At 66.5% G+C, this 21,436-nt stretch carries 20 protein-coding genes and 1 pseudogene; 15 read left to right on the top strand and 6 right to left on the bottom strand.

The window, feature by feature from the left end:
* The 5 genes from A5780_RS26055 to A5780_RS26075 all read left to right on the top strand — a co-directional run.
* On the top strand, window positions 1–962 hold a 962-nt coding region (locus tag A5780_RS26055), incomplete at its 5' end, for a Gfo/Idh/MocA family protein (protein ID WP_197521869.1).
* Window positions 959–1,711 (top strand): 5-deoxy-glucuronate isomerase, encoded by a 753-nt coding sequence (locus A5780_RS26060; protein ID WP_062968469.1) that lies wholly within the window; start codon window positions 959–961, stop codon window positions 1,709–1,711. The genes A5780_RS26055 and A5780_RS26060, both read left to right, overlap by 4 nt.
* Window positions 1,712–1,780: 69 nt before the next feature.
* Complete coding sequence (locus tag A5780_RS26065) at window positions 1,781–2,548, top strand: SDR family oxidoreductase (protein WP_062968470.1); 768 nt, start codon at window positions 1,781–1,783, stop codon at window positions 2,546–2,548.
* A gap of 58 nt (window positions 2,549–2,606) precedes the next feature.
* Window positions 2,607–3,731, top strand: a complete 1,125-nt coding sequence (locus tag A5780_RS26070; RefSeq protein WP_062968472.1) for a glycosyltransferase — start codon at window positions 2,607–2,609, stop codon at window positions 3,729–3,731.
* A 113-nt stretch (window positions 3,732–3,844) separates the two neighbouring features.
* Window positions 3,845–4,888: a phosphotransferase enzyme family protein gene (locus A5780_RS26075; protein ID WP_062968474.1), complete on the top strand. Its 1,044-nt coding sequence runs from the start codon at window positions 3,845–3,847 to the stop codon at window positions 4,886–4,888.
* A 769-nt stretch (window positions 4,889–5,657) separates the two neighbouring features.
* On the opposite strand, the gene A5780_RS26080 is transcribed toward A5780_RS26075, so the two are convergent.
* The 3 genes from A5780_RS26080 to A5780_RS26090 all read right to left on the bottom strand — a co-directional run bounded on the left by A5780_RS26080 (window position 5,658) and on the right by A5780_RS26090 (window position 7,812).
* Window positions 5,658–6,065, bottom strand: a complete 408-nt coding sequence (locus tag A5780_RS26080) for a hypothetical protein (protein WP_062968476.1) — start codon at window positions 6,063–6,065, stop codon at window positions 5,658–5,660.
* Window positions 6,066–6,128: 63 nt separating this feature from the next.
* The gene (locus A5780_RS26085; RefSeq protein WP_062968478.1) at window positions 6,129–6,956 is read right to left on the bottom strand and encodes an SAM-dependent methyltransferase; all 828 of its coding nucleotides are present in this window, start codon (window positions 6,954–6,956) and stop codon (window positions 6,129–6,131) included.
* Between the two features lie 22 nt (window positions 6,957–6,978).
* Window positions 6,979–7,812 (bottom strand): helix-turn-helix transcriptional regulator, encoded by an 834-nt coding sequence (locus A5780_RS26090; protein WP_231983095.1) that lies wholly within the window; start codon window positions 7,810–7,812, stop codon window positions 6,979–6,981.
* Between the two features lie 177 nt (window positions 7,813–7,989).
* Between A5780_RS26090 and A5780_RS26095 the strand changes: the two genes are divergently transcribed.
* Complete coding sequence (locus A5780_RS26095) at window positions 7,990–9,087, top strand: helix-turn-helix transcriptional regulator (protein ID WP_156769662.1); 1,098 nt, start codon at window positions 7,990–7,992, stop codon at window positions 9,085–9,087.
* On the opposite strand, the gene A5780_RS39440 is transcribed toward A5780_RS26095, so the two are convergent.
* Entirely contained in the window at window positions 9,019–9,624 is a 606-nt protein-coding gene (locus A5780_RS39440) for an NUDIX hydrolase (RefSeq protein WP_197521870.1), read from the bottom strand. The two genes, A5780_RS26095 and A5780_RS39440, sit on opposite strands and share 69 nt — an antisense overlap.
* A gap of 108 nt (window positions 9,625–9,732) precedes the next feature.
* Between A5780_RS39440 and A5780_RS41330 the strand changes: the two genes are divergently transcribed.
* Entirely contained in the window at window positions 9,733–9,999 is a 267-nt protein-coding gene (locus A5780_RS41330) for a hypothetical protein (RefSeq protein ID WP_197521871.1), read from the top strand.
* A gap of 555 nt (window positions 10,000–10,554) precedes the next feature.
* Here A5780_RS41330 and A5780_RS26100 read toward each other — a convergent pair.
* Both A5780_RS26100 and A5780_RS26105 read right to left on the bottom strand, forming a co-directional pair.
* Window positions 10,555–11,472, bottom strand: coding sequence for an SUMF1/EgtB/PvdO family nonheme iron enzyme (locus A5780_RS26100; RefSeq protein WP_063917851.1), 918 nt, complete (start codon window positions 11,470–11,472; stop codon window positions 10,555–10,557).
* Between the two features lie 66 nt (window positions 11,473–11,538).
* Complete coding sequence (locus A5780_RS26105; protein WP_167355073.1) at window positions 11,539–12,324, bottom strand: aminotransferase class IV family protein; 786 nt, start codon at window positions 12,322–12,324, stop codon at window positions 11,539–11,541.
* A gap of 433 nt (window positions 12,325–12,757) precedes the next feature.
* Here A5780_RS26105 and A5780_RS42205 point away from each other — a divergent pair.
* The 8 genes and pseudogenes from A5780_RS42205 to A5780_RS26145 form a co-directional block, all read left to right on the top strand.
* Window positions 12,758–12,949, top strand: a pseudogene (locus tag A5780_RS42205) (cold-shock protein); the annotation flags it as partial.
* Window positions 12,950–13,162: 213 nt separating this feature from the next.
* Window positions 13,163–13,657 (top strand): hypothetical protein, encoded by a 495-nt coding sequence (locus A5780_RS40295; RefSeq protein WP_156769663.1) that lies wholly within the window; start codon window positions 13,163–13,165, stop codon window positions 13,655–13,657.
* A 4-nt stretch (window positions 13,658–13,661) separates the two neighbouring features.
* Window positions 13,662–15,494 (top strand): SAM-dependent methyltransferase, encoded by a 1,833-nt coding sequence (locus tag A5780_RS26120; RefSeq protein ID WP_156769664.1) that lies wholly within the window; start codon window positions 13,662–13,664, stop codon window positions 15,492–15,494.
* Window positions 15,491–16,777 (top strand): NAD(P)-dependent oxidoreductase, encoded by a 1,287-nt coding sequence (locus A5780_RS26125; RefSeq protein ID WP_062968493.1) that lies wholly within the window; start codon window positions 15,491–15,493, stop codon window positions 16,775–16,777. Before A5780_RS26120 ends, A5780_RS26125 begins: the two co-directional genes overlap by 4 nt.
* A gap of 8 nt (window positions 16,778–16,785) precedes the next feature.
* Window positions 16,786–18,036: a helix-turn-helix transcriptional regulator gene (locus A5780_RS26130; RefSeq protein WP_227995434.1), complete on the top strand. Its 1,251-nt coding sequence runs from the start codon at window positions 16,786–16,788 to the stop codon at window positions 18,034–18,036.
* Complete coding sequence (locus A5780_RS26135) at window positions 18,030–18,929, top strand: phosphotransferase enzyme family protein (RefSeq protein WP_062968497.1); 900 nt, start codon at window positions 18,030–18,032, stop codon at window positions 18,927–18,929. The genes A5780_RS26130 and A5780_RS26135 overlap by 7 nt, the downstream gene beginning before the upstream one ends.
* Window positions 18,930–19,571: 642 nt before the next feature.
* On the top strand, window positions 19,572–20,033 hold the full coding sequence (locus A5780_RS26140; protein ID WP_156769665.1) for a hypothetical protein: 462 nt from the start codon (window positions 19,572–19,574) through the stop codon (window positions 20,031–20,033).
* A 142-nt stretch (window positions 20,034–20,175) separates the two neighbouring features.
* Window positions 20,176–21,426 carry a cytochrome P450 gene (locus tag A5780_RS26145; protein WP_063917852.1) on the top strand — a complete coding sequence of 417 codons (1,251 nt, stop codon included), beginning with the start codon at window positions 20,176–20,178 and terminating at the stop codon, window positions 21,424–21,426.
* Window positions 21,427–21,436: the final 10 nt, after the last annotated feature.

Consider the following 21,436-nt stretch of genomic DNA (forward strand, 5'->3'; position numbering starts at 1 on the left):
CCCGCGAATCGGTGACCGTCATGGTCGAGCGCATGCCGATCCCGGTCGATCACGGCGACCAGTTCCGCCTCGGCGACACCGAACCCGACCTGGTGGTCATCTCGACACCGGATGCCGAGCACCGCCACGTCGCCGAGCGAGCCCTCGCCGCACGGTGCGCGGTGCTGGTGGAGAAGCCGTTGGCGACCACCGTCGACGACGCCTTCGCCCTCGTATACGCCGCCCAGCAGGCCCGGACGGCTCTGCTCGTCGCGCACAATCTGCGCTTCACCAACGTCCACACCCAGGTCCACCAGATGCTCGGCGACGGTCTGATCGGCACGGTGGCCGACGCCGAATTCCACTACCGGCTCAACGTTTCCCATTCGGCCAGCTACTTCCAGCGCTGGCACCGCCGTCGCGCAGCCTCGGGTGGCCTCGAGGTTACCAAGGCCTGCCATCACCTCGATCTGATCGCCTGGTGGCTGCACGCGCACCCGTGCACCGTCACCGCGACCCTGCAACACCGGCACTACCAGCCAGGCGGCTCAATGTGGCTGCCCGGTACCGACATCCACGACTCGATCGGCGCCGACGTCGCCTACGACACCGGTGTGCACGCCCGCTACACGCTCACCACCAACGCCGACGACGAGGGCTACACCTGCCACCTGTTCGGCACGACGGGCACCCTCACGATCCACTATGACGCCCACACCGGCCCCCACCTGGTCGACCTGCACCCGCACAACGGCCCCAGCACCCGCTACCAGATCGCGCGCGAGCCAGGCACCCACGCCGGCGCCGACACCGCGATGCTGGCCGCCCTGCCCGTCGCCCTGGCCGATCAGCACAGCACACCCTTTGCCACCGCGACCGACGCGGCGCGGGCGGTCGCCACCGGCGCCACCATGCACCCCGCCAGCCTCGCCCACCGCGCCCTGCCCATTCCAGATCCCACGACGTTCGGAGTATCGAGATGACCACCGCGCTGGCTCGCACACCCAACGGCCTGACACTGACCCGCCATCTGCTCACCGAGGGTGAGCACCTCACCGTCGAGGCCCGCCTCGACCAGGAGACCGCGCTGATCCTGATCGCCGGCCACCTCACCACCCACACCGGCGACGACACCCACACCGCCGAGCGGGCCGACCCCTTCACCGCGCCCGCCACCGGCTGGTACCTCCCCGCCGATACCGCGGCAACGATCACCGCCGGACCAGACGGCGCCGACCTGGTCCAGGTCCATGCCCCACTCGGCGGCAACCGTACCACCGGGCCGGCCGCTTCCCTCGTCACCGCGGTGGCACCGGAGACGCGCGGGCACCGCAGCTGGGAACGCGAGGTCACCACGCTGCTGGCGCCGCCCCGAACTGCCGGATTGCTGCTCGGCGAGACCATCGCCCGCGACGGCCGCTGGTCGACCTACCCGCCGCATCGCCACTCGATCAGCGACCCGCCCCGCGAAACAGCGCTGCAGGAAGCCTTCGCGTTCCGGGTCCGCCCCGCCACCGGCTTCGGTGTGGTGCTCACCTACGACGACACCGTCGCCGACGCATGCTCCACCGTCGTCACCGACACCAGCATCACCACGGTTACCCACGGCTACCACGCCATCGCCGCTGCCGGCGGCCACGACCTCTACTACCTGTGGGCCGCACACGGGGAGACAGATCACCACTTCGCCCTCCACACCGACCCCGACCACGCCTGGCTGCTCGACACCTGAATGAGCGCCCGCGCGAGGTCACCCGAGAACTCCGATCCGATCACATCCGAACCCTGAGGAAGGCACACCATGACCACCACCGAATCGCGCGGCCTGGCCGTCGTCACCGGCGCGAGCGTCGGCATCGGCGCGGCCACCGCACACGCCCTCCACACCGCCGGCTACACCGTGCTGGCGGCATCACGCCGCCTGAGCACCGAGGCTCCCGCCGCCACCGGCATCACCCACCATCACCTCGACGTCACCGACGCCGACTCCGTCGCCGACCTCGCCCGCACCGTCGCCGAGCACCCCCTCTCGCTGACCTTGCTGGTCAACAACGCCGGAATCCCCACGCCCGCAGCCACCATCGCCGACAGCGACGTCGCCGACTGGCACGCCACCTACGACACCAACGTCGTCGGCAGTCTGCGAACCACCCAGGCCCTGCTCCCGCAGCTCATCGACAACCACGGCCACATCGTGTTCCTCGGCTCCACCGTCGGCCGCGTCGCCTACGAACGCGGCGCCGCCTACGCCGCCAGCAAGCACGCCCTCACCGCGATGGTGGGAACCTTGCGCCTGGAACTCAACGGCGAACCCGTCCGGATCACCGAAGTCGCCCCCGGCATGATGCGCGGCGACGAACGCGGCGGCGAATTCATGCGCGCCCGATTCGACCACGACCAAGCCGCCATCGAAGCCGTCTACCACGGCGTCGAGAACCCACTGGTTCCCGCCGACATCGCCGAGATCATCGTCTGGTGCGCCACCCGGCCCCCGCACGTCGACATCGATCTGCTCGAGGTCCGCCCCCTGGCCCAAGCCGCCCAGCACAAGGTCCACCGCACCGCATGATCACCCGGCTGGGCGCGCCCGCGGCGGCGGGCCCAGCCCCTCATCAAGGAGAATCGCGATGTCCACCACCCGGATCGTCCTGATCCTGCGCCACTTCACCGTCGGCGGCCTGGAACGGGTCCTGCTCTCACACACCCGCGCACTGCTCGATGCCGGATACGAGGTCACCGTCTGCGTGCTCGACCCCGGCCGCGACAACGCCCTCGTTGCTGAACTCCCCGCCGCCGCCGAGCTGGTCGTCGCACCACGAAACCGGCTGCGCCGCAATCTGTTCCTCGCCGAACTGGTCCGTGACAAGGTCGTGGTGCTCGAATTCGGCGACGGTCGGCTCTATCCGGCGATCCGGCCCGCCCTACGCCGAGCGCGCACCGTCATCCGGTTCTGCCACTCCGACTACTCCCACCTGCGCAGCCGCGGCAAGAACCTGCTCGACAGAGCCCTTTCCCTCGGCGAAGACCACATCATCGCGGTCGGAGGACGCTCGACCCGGTTCCTCCTCGACGACGTCGGCATCCCGGCCGCCAAGGTCACCACCTTGACCAACGCGACCGAGCCCCGCACCGCCGCTGTCACGCCGCCGAGCGCGGCCTGGGCGCAGGATCCCTACATCGTTGCCGTGCAGAGCCTCTACCCGCACAAGGGCCACGACAGCCTCCTGCGTGCCTTCGCCCACGCGCTCGCCGACACCACGACCCGTGCCCGCCTGGTCATCATCGGCGACGGCGATCAGACCATCGCGCTGCGCCAGCTCGCCGCGACACTCGACATCGGCGATCGCGTAGTCTGGCTCGGTGCGGTCTGGCAGCGCGACCTCGTCGACAGCGTGCTCGCCGGCGCGGCAGGGTTCGTCTCGATGAGCCGCTTCGAAGGTGTGCCCATCTCAGTCCTCGAGGCCCGCCAGCACGGCCTGCCGCTCATCCTGACCGACATTCCCGGCCACCGTGACGGCGCGGGCGGTCGCGGGCCGGCCGAGTTCGTCCCGGTCGACGACATCGTCGCATGCGCCGCCCGCATCCGTGACTTGCTCACCGCCACCGACTCCGCCATGGCGGCCCATCACCCGGATCTCGACACGCTCGCTCTCGAATGGGCCACCTACCGCGACCAGTTTCTGGGCATCCTCGAACAGGCCACCGGAACGAAAATGCCTGTTCAACCGCCTCAAGGTTCCGTATCGTTGTGACTCTGCCGCTACGCGCGCCTGCGCCATCGAAACCTTGAATCGATCCGCGCCCCCAAGCTGTATTCTGCCCCCGCCCGGCCTGACCATGCCGGAGCCCAACCCGTGAGGAAGCCGTGCCACCAACCACGTTCTCCGAGCTCAGCCACAGCGACCAGCTCCATGTTCTCGACGGTTTGACCCGCGCCGCCCTGCCGCTCCACTACGGCATCCCGGCCACCGCCAAGCTCGAGCTCCAGCAGTACGAGGACAACGCCGTCTGGCGGGTCACCCCCGTCGGGAGCGAGACCTCCTACGTCGCGCGCCTGTCCATCCGCGACGGCCGACCCGCCGACCAGCAGCGTAGCGAAATGGCCTGGCTGGAAAGCCTCGCCGCGTCCGGGGGCGTCGCGGTCCCCGGTCCGGTGACCACGTCCAGCGGCGACCACGTCGTACCGGTCGCGGTTCCCGGCCACGACCAGCCCGCCACGCTCGCGCTGCTGCACTGGGTGCCGGGCACCGCCGAGCCGCCGTATCAGCAGCCCGGCGTCGCCGAGCGGATGGGCGCGGCCACCGCACAGTTGCACCGCAACGCCGCCACCATCGACCTTCCTGAATTCGACCGGCCGACATGGGATTACGAAACCATCCTGCTCAAGGGCGCGGCGCTGACCGACCCCGACGCCACCGTCAATCTCGGAGACCACGGCCGGGAGACCTTGCGTGCCGTCGCCGATCGGGTGACCCAGGCGCTCGCCGCCACCGACCCGGCCGAGCACACACGGATCCACGGCGATCTGCACCGCGAAAACATGATCGCGCTGCCGGACGGCGGTGTCGGGGTCATTGACTTCGACGACTGCGGGTGGGGAAGCCCGATTCTGGACATCGCGACCGTGCTGTCCTCGATCCACCGGATCGCCCACACCATTCCAGGCGCCTACGAGCAGTTCGCACAGGATTTCCTCGACGGCTACGCCGCGGTGTTCCCGCTGCCAGATGACCTCGACGATCTGCTCGAGTCCTACCTGGTGCTGAGGGATACCTTCGTGCTCAACTTCGTCAGTGGGGCGCTGGCCAACGCCTCCGTCGCGGAGTGGGGACACGACCGGATCGCCGGAATCATCGCCAACATGGACGCCTACCTGGCTGGCCAGCCCTATCCCGGCAGGATCGGCTGATTGATCGACGGCGACCTCATGGCCACACCTGGGTCCGAGGCGTCCCTCTGCCAGCCGTGGTGGCAGCCAACCAGTTTCGAAGAGACGCCCAGCTTCTTCCGCTCGCCTCACGGGTCGCTGCCGTGCCGCGGGGCAGATAGTCCTGAACAGGCAAGTAGCTCTCGGGTCCGAGGATCGTGTCTGACCACCCTGCTGCGCTGAAGAGTTCGGCGTCGGTCAGGCCTATGGCTTTGTGCAACGCACCGGGATAGACCGCGTCGTCTGCGGTGGCCGACGCCGGCTCGGTCAGCATCCACTCGGCTGTCATGTGTGTAGGTGTCCAGGCCTCAACGCCGGGTGATGGCTCGACCTGCAACAGCCCCCGATCTGCGCGGTGAAATCACCCGAATCTGAGCGCTCGAACATTGAAATATCCCCCCCCGCATCATATTTCGACTCTGCCGCAGTCGAGTATCCCGCATCGGATCGGTAGAGGCGACGTGAAGGCCGCCGCCGCGGGAGCAGAGCCGGAGCCGGGCGGGCCGACGCAGCGAAACTCGAAGCGGCACTATAGGACAACTTTGCCGATGTCGATCAGCGCCGCGCTCCGATGGATTTGCGCGCAGCGGCTGCGGGCGCTGGAATTCGGATTGGGCCAGGAGCTGCAGCAACGCCGATTGCAGAACGTCCCGCTAGATCCGTCGTGCGGATCGGGCGGGACGTTCAGGCTTCTTCGGCCTCGGTAACAGCGTCGTGTCTGAGTACAGGACAACGACGTTGCTGCTTGTTGTTACGCTGCCGTCGGGAACTGCGCGAGATCGAACTCGCCATTTCGGACACCGCTCATAAACGCGTCGAACTCGTCGCAATCGAAGTGGAGAGCGACACCGGTGTTCCGGGAATGAGGCGCATTGTGGGCAGTGAAGGTGTACCGCCCCGCCAGTGACTGCTGAATGCGTATGCATTGCCCATCAGTGCGTCCAGCGCGGAGCGCTTCCTGAAATGCATCGAACTGCTCGTCCGAGACGACCAGCGTCTGATCCGAGGGAAGCGGCGCGCCTCGATCGGTCTCAGGCGTTGCGAGTTTGTCGTCCCAGACTACGGTCCAGCCATTCTTCCGGCCTATCCGCACGCATGAGTTCCCACCCGCGCTGCGCGCTGCTTTGACGCAGTCGCGGGCGGTGAAGATGGGGAGCATTTCGGTTCCTCTCGTTGTAACTCTGTCCAGCCTGTATAGGCTCAATCGTCGCGATTCGGGCGATTATGGTCGTCGTCCGACTGCGGCGAAGTTGCATGGGCGCGCGGGATCGTCCTTGTCTACAGGGCGGTCTGGCTGCCAGTCCGTGGCGTAGGTGACACCTGGAGGGGATATCACGGTGAAGCCGTCGAAGAATCTGGTGAAGGTGGCACGGTCTCGCAGGTGGACCGGATCCGATGTGGCTTGGTAGAGAGCTGCCGCGGCGGCGACTTGTTTCTTGGTGTGTTCGTCGGCGTCTTCGAGGGAGACGTGGGTGGCGGCGAAGTAGCTTCCGCGTGGGAGTCGGTCTCGGATATCGGCGACCAGCCGGTGAGGGTCGCTGGCGTCGGGAACGAAGGGGAGAACGGAGACGATGAGCAGGCCCAGGGGTTCGTCGGTGTTGAGTAGCCGGCGCGATTCCGGGTGGTCGATGATGCTGGCGGGGTCGCTCAAATCACCTTCGACGATCGCCGTCTTTTCCGGGGAGTTCTCTCGCCGCAGAAGCTGATGTGCACGCCCCACTGCATCAAGGTCTTTGTCGACGTAGACCACGCGAGCGTCTGGAGCGATGGCTCGTGCGACTTCGTGTGTGTTGCCGCCTGTCGGTAAGCCTGAGCCGATGTCGAGGAACTGGCGTACGCCTTTTGCGGCCATGAACCTGACGGCTCGGGCGAGAAAGGCACGGTTGTGCAGTGCCCAGGTGTGCAGGAACGGCAGTTCGTCGTACACCTTGTCGGCGAAGATCTGGTCGTTGCGGTAGACCGGCTCACCGGTGAGGTAGTAGTGGTACAGACGCGCCGATGTCGGTGTGCCTGTGTCGACTTCCCTGGCCCGAAAGTCGTACTCGGCCATGGGTTCCCCTTCGTAGATGGTGTTATGAAGTTCGGAGTTGGACGGTTCGTGCGATGTGGTCGATGAACTCTCGCGAGTCCTCGCTGCTGAGTGCCGCGGCACTGAGTCGGGCGAACAAGGCTTCGCGGGCGCCGACCGGCGGTTTGTCGAGGATGTAGCGGATTTCCCCGAGAGCTTCTACGACCGCGAGTTCGAGGTCGCCGGCCGCGCCGGGTGAGGGGACGCGGATGAGCGTGAAGCGATCCTCCATCCCGCCGCCCTCGACGGGGGTGTTGAACGGCATGATCTGGATAAGGATGTTGGGGCGCTGGGACAGGTCGTTCAGGTGATGGAGCTGGTCGATCATTACGTGCCCCTTGGGGTCGCCGTGGCGGCGCCGCAAGCATGATTCGGAGAGCACAGCGTGGAACTCCGGGGCCTCGGCCTTCACGAGGTTTCGCTGACGCTCGAGCCGTGCCTGCACCCAGTCTTCAACGGTGACGCCGGTGTGGGTGTCCGACATGTTCGCGTGTAGTGCTCGGACGTAGGACTCGCTTTGCAGCAGGCCCGGGATGATCTCGGATTCTGTGATCCGAAGCCGGTTTGCCTGTTCTTCGAGGTCCACGAGGAGTCGAAGCTCCTCCCAGTAGACCCGGCGATGTCCGGTCGTCCAGAAGCCACGTCGATATTTGTCTCGCCGCAGCTCGAGCAGGCTCTGGATGTAGTGCTCGTCGGAGAATCCCAGCTGCTTCGCCAGCAGCTGGAGGTCACCGGCCGAGATGCGACCTGTACCCGCGATCAGGCTGTTGATACGAGATTGGCCGACCTCGATGATCTGTCCCGCCTCGGCTTGGCTCTTGCCGGAGGCGCGAATCATGTAGTTGATCTCGCGTCCGAGTAGAAGTCCCCGGGCGGTCCGCGTTGCCATGGCTACTACCGTAGCCGCAGTTTCGATATCCCCGATTCGGTTCCCGAATTCTGATTATCAGCTTATGGTTATCGGAACAGCGACACCGCCGCCCACGCGGCAACGAGGGCGGACTCGAGGGAGGTGGTGACGATCGACGGCAAGGAGATCAGGGCAGCACGGGCCCGGCGTGGCTGGTCTCAAGCCCAGTTGATCGCCGCCCTGCGCGCCCACGCGAACCAGCAGGGAATCGCTCTCATGTCGTCCCATAGCCTCCGAATCGCGTTGTCGCGCTGGGAAAATGGCCGGCACACGCCGGATACTCTGTATGCCCGCTTGCTGCGGCAAGTGTTCGGCATGCCAAGCGCTACCGTCGACCTCACCCGTGGCGACACTCTGTTCGAGGTCCTGCTGAACCACACCAACAGCCTGCGCATGCTCGATCGACGCTTCGGCGCTCCTGCGGCCCGTCTCCAAACGGCTGCGCACGTCACCGCACTGGATGCGATGTGGCACAGCAGCAAAGGAGCGGATCGATCGGTGATCGCTCGTGCACACGCAGATGCTGCGGCACTGGCTGCGTGGCAGGATTTCGACGTGGGCGACACGGCTGCGGCTGCCGCGCACTACAAAGAAGCTCGCACCGCTGCATTGCGCGCAGAGGATCCAATCCTGTTGGCCCACACGATAGGTGAGGAAGCGGTGATGCTCGCCGAAACGGGACAGGCCGAAAAAGGGCAGGCCGCCGCGGCGCTGGCACAGGTTTCTCAGGCGGAACGCATACCTGGACTGCCTCCGCTGCTCCGCTCGTGGCTGTCGGCCACCGGTGCACAGGTGGCGACCTATTGCCCAGGCCATGCTTCGACAGCGCGGGAGGCACTGGCGACTGCGGAAGCCCTACTGCCGTCCAACGGTTCTTATGACGACGACGAAATGCCGTTCATCGCCCACAACGAAACACATCTATCTCGCTGGGCTGGTCATATTCTGGCTCGGCTCGGTGATCCTGCCGCTGCAACGCTCACTCGCGACTCCATGCAGGTGATTCCCGAGGACTTCGTCAGGGCACGATGTGCCCAGCAGCTTGATCTTGCCCAGGCAGCAATCAACGCCGGCCGACGAGAAGAGGCGGTGTCGCTGCTCTCGGCCACAGCCGACCATATCGGTGACCTGGGGTCAGGACGTCTCCGCCGCCGGCACGACTCGCTCCAGCACCGAACCCGAAAGCTCCTGGCCGCCAGCTAAATTTGCTGCTGCTGCCAGCATCCCGACCGCCGTGCCCGTTCCGAGAAGTTGCCCGGTCGCCAATAACTCGGCGGTTCTACCTAACGGTACCCATACGAGCTGCCCCGCCTCCTCCGCGTCTGCCGGCGCTGCAACTTGTCGTGGCCCGTATCCGAGGAAAATGTAATGTGGTGTCTGTACCAGCCCGGGCATCGGCTCGAGTTCCGCGACGAGGGTCAGTCGCTCGACGGTGAACCCAGTCTCTTCCAGTAGCTCTCGACGCGCACACGATTCGTGTTCCTCACCCGAATCCACGATGCCGCCCGGCGACTCGTAGCCGATCGTATCGACGATCCACCGGTGGCGTTGTAGCAGCAGAGCTCGGCCCTGATCGTCGATGGCGGTGACGATCGCGACAGGATTCAGGCGCACCGCGTGGTGATGCCGATCGACGCCATCAGGCGTCGTGATGTGGTGGCGTTCCACCGACAACCATGGTCGGCCGTCATATACCAGCTTTCCGGAGTGAACCGTGGTGCGCGGGGGGCGATCAGTCATTGCCTCACGGTACCGGCGGGTCGATAGTTTGCTGAACGGCGAATTCGTTTGCTGGTTGCTACGGGTTGCTACGTTCCCAACGCGCAGCATTACCGCCACGCTGGACTTATGTCCTGGTTGAGAAGCAAGCCGGTAGCACGAGGCGCCGCGCTTCGACGGCGCGAGCAACGCAACAGGATTGTCATCGGCCGCGTGGTCGTCTCCGAAATCAACCACGAACCCAGCCATTCAGCAGCATCGGGCGGCGCGGTTCGTGATGAACCTGCACTGAGCCCAGCAGCGGCGCGGGAAGCCGTGAACCAACAGGGGGATGTACCGCCGGAGCTGTGGACACGAGCTGCTGCCCTGTTGTCGGCGGATCTCGACGATGTCTAGCCAGTGTGCCGCTGGAGGCGAGCGGATCCGGGGGCTGAACGGCGTAAAGCAGACGGAGGCCCCCGACAGGCGCACAGTCACTCGCCGCTGGGTGGCGTTGACCGATGCTGCCGGTTTCGAGGTGGTCGCGATCCGGAGGCCGGCATGACCATCGTGCGGGCATACGGGATCGTGCGCAGCGACTTGTCCGGGGATGACACCGAGCTGGATGCCGCGCGGGTTCGAGACCTATCGGGGCGGCATGGATTCGATCTGTGCGCAGTGCGAATTGAGCACGGTGATGTCGATTTCGGGTTGTTGCTGACGACCTTGGCGCCTTCGCAAATCATGGCGCTGATCGTGCCGACGGTCGCGCATTTGACTGGGTGGCTGGATGCGGTGCGGCAGGACGCAAGTGTGTGGATCGTGAGGCCGGCGGGTTGCTGGCCGCGGCTGGACGCGCCGGGGCACGGTCGCGGAGTTCGTTCGAGCGGGGTCGGCATGAGTGCCCTGGTGCGGCGGGGGCAGCCGCTGGAGGATCCGCGGACTGATGGCCAGAAACAGCGGTCGACCGGTTCAGAGTTTGAGCCCGATTGCAGCGCAACGGAATCCGGTGTCGTCGTCGCGCATGAGGTGATGGGCGTCGTTGAATGCCGCTGGTTTGGCGGCTTCGAGGAGGCTGCTGAAGGACGAGCCTTTGAGTTCGAAGCGCCCGGGGCGGGATTCGGTCGACAGCCATTCCCAGACGTTGCCGCAGAGGTCGAACACGCCGTAGGGGCTGACCGAGGACTTGTAGCAGTCGACTGGGGTGGTGGCGCCGGGTTGGTCGAAGACTTTGCAGTTGGTTTTGGCGGGGGTGACCTGGTTGCCCCACGGCCAGGTGGCGCCGGAGGAGCCGCGGGCGGCTTTCTCCCACTGCTGCGCGGAGGGCAGTTGTTTGTGGGCCCAGCGGGCGTAGGCGGTGGCGTCGTCGTGGGTCACCCACACGACGGGGTGATCGGCGAGGTCGGCGGGCGGCCGGCCGTTGTCCCAGTGCCGTGGCGCCGCGTGTCCGGTGGCGGTGACGAACACCGTGTAGTCGGCGTTGGTGACCGGGTAGGTGTCGATGTGGAATCCGGCAAGCCAGACCGGCTGGTCCATGGGGCCGGACAGGTAGACGCCTTCGGGGATCCAGGTCATGGAGCGGCCGTCGACGGGGTGGCGGATGCGGTCGGGCTGGATCAGCTGGTCGGTGTCGGGGGAGTCGCCTATCGCGTCGGCGGGCACTTGGGCAAGGAATCGCGTCAGCTCGTCGGGTTTGAGCCGGGACAGCGAGGTGTCGAGAGCAGCCTGATTGGCCGGCCGCGGCGTGATGGCGGCTCGCTTGGCTTCCCAATAGGAGACCTGCCGTTCGGTGACGCCGAGGTGGGCGGCGAATTCGTTCAACGACATTCGCCGGGCGTCGCGCAGCGCGGCAACTTCAGCTCCCGTCCACGGCCGAACCAGGCTTTTCATCGACTGCGGCGCCCTTTCTCGTTCTGGTGGCGTCCGAGCCTACTGGGAGCCGGGGGCGGCGTTGTGTTAGAGCCGTTGCGGCGGAATGGATTTGTAAGCTTCCTGGAGGACCGTCACCGCTTCGTGCTCGGGCCATTTCGTGTCGTCGATGCAGGACACGGCGCGTACGCCGGTCGCGGCGTTGGTGGCGACGACGGCGGCGTAGTCGCTGAGCTGGGCGAGGGTGATGCGCTCGTTCACCACGTCTTCGTCGAGAACCTGGTTGAGCAGCCGCATGGTGGTGCCGGGGAGGACTTCGGCGCGCGGCCAGATGAGACGTCCTTCGCCGGTGATGAATCCGATGTTGCTGGTGGCGATTTCGCTGATCGTGCCGTTACCGGCGGTGAACACGACGTCATCGAATCCCTGGCGCTGCGCGACTCCGCGTTGGTGAAGGGCACCGAACAGACCAATGTGCTTGACCCGCGGCAGATCTCGCGCGTACACGACCGATTGCAGCCGCAGCGGGGCCGCCGGCCCGGCCGGTGCGTGGCGCATCGAGACCAGCACGTGCGGCTCCGCGGGGGCGCCGGGCTTGGACAGCTCAATGGCCGGATCGTAGATGGTCACTCGGACGACTACCGGCCCGTCGGCGTCGCGGATGGCGTGCCGCACGTGGGCCCGGACACGATCGGGATCGAGCTCGGCGTTGAAAACGGTACGGCTGTCGCGGACCAGCCGATCGAGATGCATTTCGAGTCCACGAACCGCGCCGCCTTCCTCGACCCGCATCGAGGTGAAGTGGCCGAGTCCGACCAGCGCCAGCGGCGCCAGAGCCTCGACGGTGACCGGCACGCCGTTGAGTTCCATCATGGGCCTAGTGTCCCACCGGCTAACCGGTGCGCAGCAAGCACCGGGGCGCGAAATTCGGTGAAGATTCAGTGCAGTTCAGTGGTAATGCAGTTCCGGCTCACCCCGGTTGCGCCAATGCTGAAGTGCATGGAAATCGCGGAGCGTAATGCCCGGGAGGCGATATGACCACCCGCGCGCTCGTCAGTGATGACGTCCTCCCGGATTGGCACGAGCTGTGGGCAGCGGTGCGCGGCGTTCGCGGACCGGGCACACATCCGGTGACGACCCTCGCTTCCGGCTTGGCACGAACGCACCGGCTCGCGAACGGGAGAGTCGGTTTTCTGCTCGTGGCCCGTGCGGACGGCGCCATCGACACGCGCCGCGTCGGAGCAGGCGGGATGCCCATGCCACATCCCATCCATCTTTCAAGAGACAGATTTTCGTGAGGTGAAAAATGCCGTTTGGCACCGTGAAGTGGTTCAGCGACGAGCGCGGTTACGGATTCATTGCGGCAGAGGACGGTTCATCGGATCTGTTCGTCCACTTCCAGGGCATCGCCGGCAGCGGGCACCGGTGTCTGCAGGCAGGACAACGGGTCTCCTACACCGTCGCCGAGAACCCCAAAGGTCCGACTGCAATCGATGTGGCCGTCGCAGAGGGACATGCCATCGTCCCAGAATGCGGGCCCAAACGCGCGGCAGATGCCGTCGATCGAACGGATCATCCGACACCCGGGAGATGACATTAGCCGCACCTGGAGCGCCGCCACATTCTCGTAACGGTCACCTCCGGCCACTGCGGGATTGACGTCCCAATATCTCTGTGCCCCAACCACTTTCATACAATCCATGGAGGTCTAATGTCGACAGCCGTCTCGCTGCCGCAACTCGCAATCGGCGAAGAGGTTCCTGCCTCGCCGCGCCGGGCCCTGTATTCAGCCGGTGCTCCAGCCGATTCCTTCGCTGACAGCCAGCGCTATTACGAGAATCTGTACGGTCCGACACGTTACGACGCAAATACCCGCGCCCTGACGGTGCGTGCCCACGCCTTCCGTGCGTTGATGGTGACACGCGACCTTGCGGACGTTGCATCCGAAGCACTGCACGGGCAGACGTTGCCGATCTTCGCTGTGCGCCACGGGATTCGGGTTCTCATGACCGCGCCGCCGACTGCGGCTGACGACATCGTCCGCTTCTTCCCCCGTGGTGTCACAATCGTGGGCCGCGGAGCGGAGCTGGCATTACCGACTCCGGGAAACCCAACTAGGTGGTGGTTGGCCGCCTTTCCTGAGGGCGCGGAGTTGCCGCCCTATCGCGAGGTCGTCGAGGCGGTGCTGGGGGCGTGCAGTGGATGAGGCCATGCGCGAGTTCCCGGACGCTGACCAGTTGTTCGGCTCGGACGGCAGCTGCGTGAGCGAAACCATCAGTTGGAATCCGGCTGTCGTTGACGCGCTGCGCGGCCTCGCCGGCGACGTCACGCCGTTACAGGTGATCGATCTAGCTTCCGCGGCGCTGCCGACCACGGTCGGCACTCGGATCGTGCTCGGCTACGAGCACAGCCAACGCGCGTCGACGCGCTTCCGCGCCGCCCTGTGGCATCTGCGCGCTCGGCATGCGGCAGGCAAGGTTCCCCCGGCAGGAATCGTCGTGTCCGCTGCGACGGAAGAGTCTGCGCAGGCGTGGGTACTTGCTGCCGCTACCACCAGAACCCCGGCGACACTGCTTGTTCCCCCTGCTCTCGAAGCCGCGGTAGCAGACCTGCACCGCGACGGGATAACGCTTGAGGTAGTCGACGGCGGCGATCTCGCCGACCGCCGCGACGCCCTCACTGCGTCGGGACAGGTGCTGGTCGCAAATCCCCATGACCTGCTCTGCGCTGCGGGAGCGGGGTCGTGGCTGCACGACCTCGACAGTGCGATGCCGGACATAGGGACGGTGGTCATCACCGCGAACGATGCCGCGCTGCTGCTGGGCACCCTGGTCACCGCACACCGGCACCACATCAAAACTGTTCTCGTCACGCGTCGCGGTGCTGCGGTCCCCAGCGCGGTGCAACAGGCCTTGGCCGACGGCAAGCAGTTTCCTGGATTGGCTGGCGACGGCCGTCGTATCCAGCTGGAGGCAGTCACTGTCGGCGATGCCCAGATCGAGACCGCACGGGCCGTGCTTCTTCGCCGCGGCCTGGCCGCTGGCGCCGAGGCGGCGATGGCCCTGGCGGCATTGACCTCCACGAGCGACGGACCGTTGTCGGGCTACCGCCCCGAACGACACGAAAAGGTCGCAGTACTGCTGAGATGGTCGGCCGACGAACGCCGCCCGACCAGGACCGACGATCAGACAGGGACGACGGGGATGTGTGCACAACACGGGCACGGACAGCGCAGTTCGATCACCGTGGTCGACGATACCGTCGCCCGCAGCGCGGGAATTCACAGCTACCTGGTCGACTCCGGAAAAGACTGCTACCCCAAAGACATCGAGATCGGAAGACGCCTGAGTAGCGACTGCCCGTCGGTTCAGTACTCGGCGCGCGCCGCCCGAGCGTTTCTCGAGCGGGCAGTTCACCATCTCGCCGATGTGCATGGGATCGCGCAGTTCGTCGAGTTGGGGTCGGGCTATCCGTTCGCGCTGAACGTGCATGAGGTCGCCCGCGCTCAGCAGCCGACCGCACGTACCCTCTACGTCGACAGCGATCCGGTGATTGCCGCGCACGGACGGGCGCTGCTGGCCAATATCGACGGCGCGTTCTTCGCCCACGCCGACGTGACCGACACAGACGCCTTGGCGCGCGAGATCGCCGCCACGATGGACACGGCTGAGCCGATTGCGCTGTGTCTCGGGTTCGTCGCCGAGTTCGTCGCTGATCCGCACATGGTGGTCGAGGCGGTGTCGGCGGCGCTGCCGGGGCCGATTTACTGGATCCTCAGCCACGTCACTACCGATGTACGCCGCCGTGAGGAGGTCGACCGGGCGGTGGAGATATACCGCACGGGCGGCATCGAATTCCACCCACGCACAAAGGAAACGATCGCCGAGATCGTTGCCCCATGTGAATTGCTCAGCCCCGGCCTGGTCGCGGCGACGAGCTGGTGGCCGGAGACGGCAAGCACCGACCGGATCCCGACGCTGCCGAGCGCCAATTCGGATACACACGAAGACCTCTGCTTGGCTGCGGTCGGGAGAGTCCGATGACCTGCCTACACGTCCCACTGACGGACCGCAGCGGCGGTGAACAGTCGGTCGCGGGGGAGGACCGCCACAACGTCGTCGCCGCAGCCGCGTCGAGCAACACGGTGTTGGTGGTCGAGGACGGCCGGCTACCCGCGAGATGGCCGTACTTGGCTGAGCGGCTGCGTGAAGCGCTGGCAGTCCGCGGCATCGCGGTGCGGTGGGAAAGCATTCCCGCTGGCGCGCATCTGCGCGACCTTCCGTCTATAGCGGAGGTGGTTGCGCTGGTGGTGCTGGGAGTCGAGCCCGAACCGGCCGATATCGATGCTTTGCCGAAGCTGGCGGTGGTCGCCGGCGTCGGCGGTGTCGGGACCGCGGCCGCGCAACGAGCGGGCCGCTCGATCGCCTGCGTCGACGGCGGCCGCGGTCACTGCGACTCGATCGCGGAGATGGCGATCGGGTTGATGTTGTCGGCGCTTCGGCAGATCCCCAGCTGGCACCTCAAGATGGCATACGCGGGCTCGGTGGTGGGGCCACTTCCTCAGTGGCAGTTCGCCGATCACCCCGGATTCGTCAACGGCACGATCGGCGGCAAACAGATCGTGGTGGTCGGCCTGGACGGTGCCGGCGCCCGCATCGCCGAGCTCTGCGACTCCTTCCACGCATCGGTCGCGGTGTTCCATCCCGACGCCGCGGACGTCGATTTCACCGCCTCCGGGGTCGAGCGAGTGGATCTGGATCAGATCGTCTGCCACGCAGAGATTCTCGTCGTGCCTGCGAGCTCACCGCAGCATTGGATACCCGCTCGAGTGGTCGACCAGCTCAACCACGGGACACTGGTCGTGACCCTGGCCGGCGCCGGAATCGATATGCCCGCGCTGCGTGCGCGCGTCCTGCACGACGAGCTGGCCTGGGCTACCGACATCGACCCAACCGATCCGGTCCCCGCCGGTGATCCGATCCTGGGCCGCCCCAACGTCATACACACCCCCGGGATCGCCGGGCGCACCCGCGACGCCAACCGCAGCGTCGCGGACGTGCTGGCGGAGAACGTCTTTCGCGCTGTCAACGGCGCCCCTCCGTGGTTGTGGGACTGCCCACCGCTACCCGACGCTGCCGATCGGGAGGCCACTGTGCAGCAGGTTTCGCATGACGTCGCAGACGATGACAGCGGAGAAGCGAGGACCGACTCTGACAGCCGTGGCGGCGATGACACTGGGATACCAGTGCCGGGGCCGCGTCCGCAGGATCGAGGTCGCGCCGCTGTTGGCGGATCGTATTGCGGTTCGGGTTCCGGGGAGAGCTGAGCGCCTTGATGGTAGGGGGCGGCGACACCGCGGAAGCGGTCGGCGGGGTACGTACATTCCGTTCCGAGGCATATCGTCTGCGGCGGCGTCGAGGGATGACGGTGGCCGAGCTGGCGGCGCGCGCGAACTTCGACAAGTCCTATCTCGGGCGAGTGTTGGGTGGAAAGCGTCCACCCACTCAGCAGGTCGTCGAACGTCTGGACGCTGCACTGCAGGCTGATGGGGTGTTGCTCGCGCTCGCCGCCGCGGATTCTCTGCGCGATCGTCTCGATACCGCGGCAGGCGAGTCCGCTGCCATGTCGCGTCTGGTCCGCAACGATCCGGTGGATGGGTCGACCATCAGCGAGCTGTCTGCCAAGGTGGCGTCGATCGCTCAGAATTATGTGTCCGAGCCGCCGTTGCCGCTGCTGCACGAACTCCTTGTCGTGCGGGATCAGATCCAGCACATGCTGGAGCTGGGCCCTCGCCCTGCCACACTGCGCGATCTGTGCTTGCTGGGTGGAGTCACCGTGCAGCTGCTCGGCGAGGTCACCGACGATATTTCGGGCAGCACCGCCGCGGCGCTGAAACATCTCCGGGCTGCACAGCATTTGGCCGAAGACGCCGGGCACCCGGGGTTACAGGCGTGGATCGCGGGAACCCGTGCCTTGGTCCTCGAATGGTCCCCGCGACCACATCAGGCGCTCGAGATTCTGGAGGCGGCTGTCGGGCGAACCCCACCGGGCGACCACGGGGTGCGGTTGCACGCCTTGCAGGCCCGGTGCGCCGCGCGGGTCGGTGACGCCCGCCTTGCCCGCGCGGCTGCCAGCCGCGCGGAGGAGGCAGCCGACCGGGTCGCCAGCGACGAGGTCAGCGCATTCGGTGGTGTCATGACCTTCCCCCGCGCCAAGGCCGCCTACTACCTGGGCCGCGCCTTTTGCCGACTCGGCGATCACCCGCAGACCGAACGCTGGGCGACAGAAGCCATCGCCTCCTACAGTGGCGGCCCCGCACAGCAACGGTCCTATGGAGACGAATCCCTGGCGCGAGTCGACCTGTGTATCTCGCGGCTCGGCGTCGGCGAACTGGAGGGCGCCGCGGAAATCATTGCCCCTGTGCTGGAACTTTCGGCCGAACAGCGCATTGCACCCATCATGGAAGGCATGCGATCGATCACCGCCACCTTGCAGGCGCACCGCCACAGCGACGCGCCGGCCGCGAAGGACCTCGCTGCAGCCATCACTGCCTACACCGCCCGCCCGGCCCTGGCCCTGTGGTGACCGCGCCGCTGCCGGACTACGACATCCTCGCCGCCGCGTGCGCGCAGGCGAACCTCAATTACACGGATGCGCAGCTGATCCGGGCGCACTCCAACTCGGTCTACCTGCTGCCCGGTGAACGGGCCGTGGTGCGCATCGGCCGGCAAGACCACGGCCTGCGAGCTCGCGCGTCCCTGACCCTCACACGATGGCTGTCCGAGCGCGGTGTACCGGTCACCGAACCTATGCTCGACCACGCGATCGATGTCGATGCTTGCACGATCACCGTGTGGCGTTACTACCCGCAGGACACCCGGCCGGCGCCGCCCATGCGCGCGCTCGGCGCCATCCTGGCCCAGTTGCACGCCTTGCCCCGCCCGCCGATCGAGCTGCCCGCCTACCCGCCTCTCGCGCGGTTCACAGCCGTCCTCGCCGAACCTGCGGTGCAACGGGTGCTGAAAGACGACGACCTCGAATTTCTGCAGCAGCAAGCGCGCTCGGTCCTCGACCGCTATCAGCATCTCGATTCTCGCCTGGGAGTCGGCTTCATCCACGGCGACTCCTACACCGGAAACTGCGTGTGGGACGGCGATCTCGTGCGGCTCGGCGATTGGGACGAGGCCTGCATCGGTCCCCGAGAACTGGACCTCGTCACCGCATGCCACGACAGCCGATTCGGCGTTTCCGACGATGAGCTCGCCGAATTCCTCCGCGCCTACGGCACTGTCGCAGTGCCCGAATTCCGTTCTGGCGCTGCGGCCTCGACCCTATTCGCCATGCGAGACCTCCACACGCTCGCCGGCTACATTCGCCGCGCCGCCCGCGGGGACACCCCTGCCGCACGTGAACTCGAACATCGCCTGCGCACTCTGCGCCATCCCGAAACGCCGGCCGAACCCTGGCACGCGCTGTAGCCGAAGGGACGTGCCGAAAAACCAGGTCAAACCCCCGCACGTGTAGTCGGGAGGAAACGACATCGCAAAGCCAGTGATGTCCGAGCTGGATCCGGCCTACCCGCCCGCCTGAAACCGGACCCGGCCGTTGCTCCTATTTCGTCGGCCCCGGGGGCCCGGGCGGGTGGGCTCGACCGCGCCTGACCCAGAGGCAACGAAACTCTGCCCGGCGCAACAGGTTTGCACATCCGTGTTGTCAGCGCTTGTCGAGCGAGCGACCAAGGACCCGACCTCGCCGTGCTGTCGCTGGCTTATCTCGATGCGCGGGCGCGCACTATACCAACGTCGGCCCCACCGTGAAGGCTGAATTTAGTGGTCAGAAGTCAGCATTTCAACTGACCACCGCGAGCTATTGCGCCGACACCGCGCAGATGCCGAAAATGGTTCTCGTAGAGGGCATTTCCCAGATCATCGGGCACTTCCACTTCCTGTGACCGGCCCGCGCAGCATCGATCGACACCCATCGATTCGATCGATGAACCATGCGCGGGGATGCCTTGTGTCCATTTGACAGGAGGGATACGCAATGACCAGACTGCCGCACCTTCCGCCGACTACGGAAACCTATGCCGCGCAACTGCTTTGCATCGTGCGAGGAATGCGATGAGATGCGGGGGCGCTGGTTCGCTCGATCCATGGCCCGACGCGGCGGCCATGATGGGTGCGGTGCGTGCGGCACTGCGCGGAGATATCGGCGCGTGCGAGCATCCGGTGTTGAGCAAGGTGCGTGAGCTGGCGAAGATGTATCGCGACCACGGGGAAGCCGCGCGGCGATGTGACGCCCCGCCGGCCGTGCTCGGATACAACTCCGCTGTCGCCGGGCTGTCCCAGGTCGACACTGCGGCACAAGGCTTCATATCCGCGTTCGACGCGCTGGCCTGCCAGACGCTGCCTGTCGGCCAGACGCAACCGGGCCTTCTCGCCGCGCGAGTCGTGTACTGGGCGGTGAACGCCACCACCCACACCTGCCACGACGTCGTCGCGGCCTGCAATGCCTACGACGACTGGCGCGCGCGCCACATCCCGGCAGCCGAATCTCACCGATCCACGACACTCTGCAGCTGACCGCAGCCCGCGATCCGCCACACGCACTGCGACGCAACCAAAGCCGTCGATGCAGCCGAGCCGCATCCGACCTTGCCCTGACGAGCTCGCGACTGGTTACGCGCGCCTTTCACTGGCCCCACCACTGACGTCTGGAGTTTTCGTGTCCCTGCCCTCGTCCGCTCGTCCCGCCGCGTGCCCGATCAGCCACGGACCGCCCGGGCGGGACGTGTCGTTTTCGCCGATCAGCGGCCCGGAGTTCGCCGTCGACCCGCACGCTGTGTATCGGGAGATGAGGCATCGGCACGGCGACCTCGTGCCGGTCGACGTGGGTGCGCCGGCGACGCTGGTCACCAGCTTCCAGCTCGCGGTGGATATCCTCCATCAGGACGACCGCTATCCGGCGGATCCGCAGGCCTGGTCGGAGCATGCAGACGCTGGATCTCGGGCGCTCGTGGTCCTAGGGCCACGAGCGGACGCACTGCATACCTCGGGCGACACGCGGCTGCGGTTGCGGAAGGCGATAGTCGACAGCCTCACAGAGATCGACACCTACGCTGTCGAGGCGTCGGTCGCCGAGGCGGCAGTTCGCCTGATCAATCAGTTCTGCCAGGCCGGCGAGGCCGATCTCGTCGCGCAATTCGCACGGCCTCTCGTCGCCGAGACGATGCACCGCGTGCTCGGGTTCGCGCCGGACACTGCCCGGATCGTGCTCGATGCCCTGATCGCGGTGCAGACGGCCGATCCACCGGTCCTCGAACGGGGCCGGGCGCTGCTGCGCGAGGTGGGCCTCGACACCGCCAAGACGAAACGGCGGTGTCCTGGCGCCGATGTGGCGTCGTGGCTGACGGCGCATTCAGCGGGGCTGACCGACGAGGAGATCGCCGACCAGTTGGTGCTGTTGTCGACATACCTGGCTCCCACGTGGGCCTTGATCGGCAACGCCATTCTGTTGTCGATGACCGACGACCGTTTCGGCGGCGAGGTGCTCGGCGGAGCGCTGTCGGCGCAGGAAGCAATCGACGAGGTCCTGCATGCACATCCGCCGGTGTCGATCGCGGCGCCGCGGTTCCCGCGGCAGATGCAAGTCCTCGACCAGGTCGGCACGCTGCACGAAAACCAGCCGCTGCTGGTCGGTCTCGCGGCGTGCCATGCCGACCCCGCGGTGGTCAGCGATAACCGCAAGGGCAACCGCGCACACCTGGCCTTCGGTGCCGGCGCCCACGCGTGCCCGGCCGCGTCGACGGCCACCTTGATCGCTCGGACGGGGCTGGACCAGCTGTGGGACGCCCTTCCCGAACTGCAACTCACCACACCCGCGCACCAGCTCGAGTGGGTGAACGACCCGTTCGCCCGCGCTTTGACGCAGCTGCCTGCGCGCTTCCCACCCGCGCGGCCGTTCCGGCTTCCGTAGGAGAGACCTT

It is taken from the genome of Nocardia sp. 852002-20019_SCH5090214 (genome assembly GCF_001665865.1).
Taxonomy (GTDB): domain Bacteria; phylum Actinomycetota; class Actinomycetes; order Mycobacteriales; family Mycobacteriaceae; genus Nocardia; species Nocardia nova.

What these genes read in the sequence shown, in the direction of transcription:
- A5780_RS26060 (WP_062968469.1), top strand. Translation starts at nt 959, where the DNA reads ATGACCACCGCGCTGGCTCGCACACCCAACGGCCTGACACTGACCCGC.
- A5780_RS26065 (WP_062968470.1), top strand. Translation starts at nt 1,781, where the DNA reads ATGACCACCACCGAATCGCGCGGCCTGGCCGTCGTCACCGGCGCGAGC.
- A5780_RS26070 (WP_062968472.1), top strand. Translation starts at nt 2,607, where the DNA reads ATGTCCACCACCCGGATCGTCCTGATCCTGCGCCACTTCACCGTCGGC.
- A5780_RS26080 (WP_062968476.1), bottom strand. Translation starts at nt 6,065, where the DNA reads ATGCTCCCCATCTTCACCGCCCGCGACTGCGTCAAAGCAGCGCGCAGC.
- A5780_RS26085 (WP_062968478.1), bottom strand. Translation starts at nt 6,956, where the DNA reads ATGGCCGAGTACGACTTTCGGGCCAGGGAAGTCGACACAGGCACACCG.
- A5780_RS26090 (WP_231983095.1), bottom strand. Translation starts at nt 7,812, where the DNA reads ATGATTCGCGCCTCCGGCAAGAGCCAAGCCGAGGCGGGACAGATCATC.
- A5780_RS39440 (WP_197521870.1), bottom strand. Translation starts at nt 9,624, where the DNA reads ATGACTGATCGCCCCCCGCGCACCACGGTTCACTCCGGAAAGCTGGTA.
- A5780_RS41330 (WP_197521871.1), top strand. Translation starts at nt 9,733, where the DNA reads ATGTCCTGGTTGAGAAGCAAGCCGGTAGCACGAGGCGCCGCGCTTCGA.
- A5780_RS26100 (WP_063917851.1), bottom strand. Translation starts at nt 11,472, where the DNA reads ATGAAAAGCCTGGTTCGGCCGTGGACGGGAGCTGAAGTTGCCGCGCTG.
- A5780_RS26105 (WP_167355073.1), bottom strand. Translation starts at nt 12,324, where the DNA reads ATGATGGAACTCAACGGCGTGCCGGTCACCGTCGAGGCTCTGGCGCCG.
- A5780_RS40295 (WP_156769663.1), top strand. Translation starts at nt 13,163, where the DNA reads ATGTCGACAGCCGTCTCGCTGCCGCAACTCGCAATCGGCGAAGAGGTT.
- A5780_RS26120 (WP_156769664.1), top strand. Translation starts at nt 13,662, where the DNA reads ATGCGCGAGTTCCCGGACGCTGACCAGTTGTTCGGCTCGGACGGCAGC.
- A5780_RS26125 (WP_062968493.1), top strand. Translation starts at nt 15,491, where the DNA reads ATGACCTGCCTACACGTCCCACTGACGGACCGCAGCGGCGGTGAACAG.
- A5780_RS26130 (WP_227995434.1), top strand. Translation starts at nt 16,786, where the DNA reads ATGGTAGGGGGCGGCGACACCGCGGAAGCGGTCGGCGGGGTACGTACA.
- A5780_RS26140 (WP_156769665.1), top strand. Translation starts at nt 19,572, where the DNA reads ATGAGATGCGGGGGCGCTGGTTCGCTCGATCCATGGCCCGACGCGGCG.